This window comes from Streptomyces alkaliphilus (assembly GCF_014141535.1).
Taxonomy (GTDB): Bacteria; Actinomycetota; Actinomycetes; order Streptomycetales; family Streptomycetaceae; genus Streptomyces; species Streptomyces alkaliphilus.
Genome location: NZ_VKHT01000664.1, coordinates 1 through 2,954, shown reverse-complemented (window position 1 = coordinate 2,954; position 2,954 = coordinate 1). Strand labels below are relative to the sequence as shown.

General features: G+C 75.1%; 3 protein-coding genes. 2 read left to right on the top strand and 1 reads right to left on the bottom strand.

Annotated elements, in window-relative coordinates; translation table 11 throughout:
• Positions 1-335 precede the first annotated feature (335 nt).
• On the top strand, positions 336-845 hold the full coding sequence (locus FNQ90_RS18170) for a large conductance mechanosensitive channel protein MscL (protein ID WP_407699390.1): 510 nt from the start codon (positions 336-338) through the stop codon (positions 843-845).
• Between the two features lie 101 nt (positions 846-946).
• Here FNQ90_RS18170 and FNQ90_RS18165 read toward each other — a convergent pair whose 3' ends face one another.
• Positions 947-1,615 carry an AMP-binding protein gene (locus FNQ90_RS18165; RefSeq protein WP_323380043.1) on the bottom strand — a complete coding sequence of 223 codons (669 nt, stop codon included), beginning with the start codon at positions 1,613-1,615 and terminating at the stop codon, positions 947-949.
• Positions 1,616-1,779: 164 nt separating this feature from the next.
• Between FNQ90_RS18165 and FNQ90_RS18160 the strand changes: the two genes are divergently transcribed.
• Entirely contained in the window at positions 1,780-2,946 is a 1,167-nt protein-coding gene (locus FNQ90_RS18160) for a P1 family peptidase (RefSeq protein WP_182607348.1), read from the top strand.
• The last annotated feature ends 8 nt before the right edge of the window (positions 2,947-2,954 follow it).

The window sequence follows — 2,954 nt, the reverse complement described above, 5'->3', positions numbered from 1 at the left end:
CTCCCGCCCGACACCCCCCGGCCGGGCACCGGGAGCGGAACCCCGTCCGACCGGGCACCGGTACCGGCGCGGCCCGGGCCGGCTCACCACCGGGGAACACCGGTGGACGGGGAAGGGGATGGCCCCCACATCCCGCACCGGGGACACTGTGGCGGGCGCCGGGATCGAGAGGGTTCCGGCCGGGTCGGGGCGCCTGCGGCGCCCGACCCCCGCTGGTGAGCCGATGACATCCCCCCTCCCGCCGCGGGTGGGCACCGGAACGTCATCGGAGACGGAAAGGCAGTGCGTTGAGCAAGGAGCAGCAGAGCGTCCTCGGGGGCTTCAAGGAGTTCCTGATGCGCGGCAACGTGGTCGAACTGGCCGTGGCCGTGGTCATCGGAGCCGCCTTCACCAACATCGTGAACTCGGTGGTGGAGGGCGTCATCAACCCGGTGGTCGGCGCGTTCGGGACACAGGATCTGGACCTGTACCAGTCCTGCCTCAAGGGCCCCTGCGAGACCAACGCGGCGGGCGAGATCGTCTCCGGCATCCCGATCCGCTGGGGAACGGTGGTGAGCGCCGGTCTCACCTTCCTCATCACCGCCGCCGTCGTCTACTTCCTCATGATCATGCCGCTCACCCGGTACAAGGCCCGGATGGAGGCGCGCAGGCCGAAGGACACCGCCGCGCCCCCGAAGACGGAGCTGGACCTCCTCGTCGAGATCCGCGACGAGTTGATCGCGCAGCGCAGGGCGGCGGAGAACGGCACCGTCGCAATCGGGGCCCAGCGCTCCCCCGCCCCGGACGGCGGGAGCGGTCCCGACGGCGGTGACTCCCCCGGAACCGGGAAACGGCTCGGCGACTGAGGCGGCCGGACGGCTCACGGGACGCGGGGCCCCGGAGGGGGCGGGGTCCGTCGTCCGCCGCCCCGGCACGGGCGGTCATGTCCGGGGGCGCCGGGGCCCGGTCAGAGGTGGTGCGGGGGCTTCTCGTCGAGGAAGCGCGCGAGATCGTCCCCGCCGCCGATGCCCGCGGGCCGCTCGCCCCACCCGAGGTCGGTGTCGTCGGGCGCGGCGCCGCTCAGGGGGTCGTCGAAGATCAGGGGCACGCGACGGGCGGGCGGAGTCGCGAGGGGATCGGGCCCACCGGGGCCGGGAGGTCCACCATCAAGGTCCCCGCCGGACGGAAAGGAGGTCATGTCCCCAGGGTACGGCCGCGAGTGGCCCGCCTCCCGGTCCGTGAGCTCATGCCACCAGTGGTCCCTGCCCGGGGTCCAGGGCACCGGCCGGGGGTGGTGGTGCACCACCACCACACCGCGCACCCCGGGGCAACCGCCCAGGGCACGCTCCAGCGACGCCTTGACCGCCACCGGCCGGCCGTCTCCCGCGAGGGCGTCGGGAGTGACGACCACCATCGCGCCGGAGGTCCGCAGCCGGTGCGCCAGCCGGGCGGGTGGCTCATCCGCCGCCAGGGAGACCCGCACGGCCTGGAGGCTGACACAGGCCAGGGTGACAACGACCGATTCCAGCCCCATCGGCAGGAGGACCGCGACCCGCGACCCGGCCCGCACACCGAGCCCGGACAGCGCCCGGGCGGCACGTTCCCACCGGTCCAGCAGTTCCGCGTGGTTCAGCACATCCGTCGGCCCCGGATCCTCCGGGCCCGACCCCCCATGGTGTTCTCCAGACATGTTCGAAGCGTGCCGCACAACGATTGACGTCCGATAAACGCCCCTGTCCGGGGACGGATCGCCGTCCGGCCTCCCCGGCCCCGCGCCGACCCGCGTGGTATGCGTCCCCCATGCGGGAAACAGAGCGGGATACACGGTCCGGTACACCACACACGCGCGGGAACCCGCCGGCGTCGGAGCCGGGGGCCGGCGGGGAAGCGGGCCCGGAGGGATCGTTGACGGACGTGGAGGGGCTCCTGGTGGGACACGCCCACCGGTTGGACGACGGGTGGCTGAGCGGCACGACGGTGGTCCTCGCTCCGCCGGAGGGGGTGGTGGCCGGCGTGGACGTGCGCGGCGGTGGGCCCGGCACCAGGGAGACCGACGCCCTGACTCCGGGAAACCTGGTGGAACGGGTCCACGCGGTCGTGCTCTCCGGCGGCAGCGCCTTCGGGTTGGCGGCCGCCGACGGTGTCGTCTCGTGGCTGGCGGAGCGGGAACGGGGCTATCCGGTGGGCCCCGCCCCCCATCAGGTGGTGCCGGTGGTCCCCGCGGCCGTTCTGTTCGACCTCGGGCGCGGCGGGAGGTGGACGGCCCGTCCGGACGCCGCGCTCGGCCGGGAGGCGGCCCGGGCCGCGCTCGCGGGCGGGACACCGGCCGAGGGCAATGTCGGAGCCGGAGCGGGAGCGGTGGCCGGTGGGTTGAAGGGCGGCGTGGGCACCGCCTCCACCCGACTGCCCTCCGGGATCACCGTGGCGGCGCTGGTGGCGGTCAACCCCTCGGGCCCGGTGGTGGACCCCGGGACCGGGGCTCTGTGGGCCGAACCGCACAGGGTGCCCCCGGCCCGGGTGCACGCCGCCGCTCTCCGTGCCGTGGAGGAGGCCGGCCGGGAGACCGAGCGGCTCACGCCCAACACCCTGGCCGCGCCGTTGAACACGACGCTGGCGGTGGTGGCGACGGATGCCGCCCTGGACCCCGCCAGGGCACGGAGGCTGGCGACGACCGCGCACGACGGGCTGGCCCGCGCCATCCGTCCGGTGCACCTGCTCAGCGACGGCGACACGGTCTTCGGCCTGGCCACCGGGGCGTGCCCGCTGCCGAAGGACGGGGCGGCCCGGCTGGCGGAGACGAACGCCGTGCTGGCGGCGGGGGCGGACGTGCTGTGCCGGGCGGTGGTACGGGGCGTCCTGGCGGCGGAGTCGGTGCGCACGCCGGGCGGGGTCTTCCCCTCCCACCGGGAACTGTACGGACCACGGGAAGCGGGGAGAGGCGGGCCGGATCCCACCGCGAGGGGATGAACCACCCC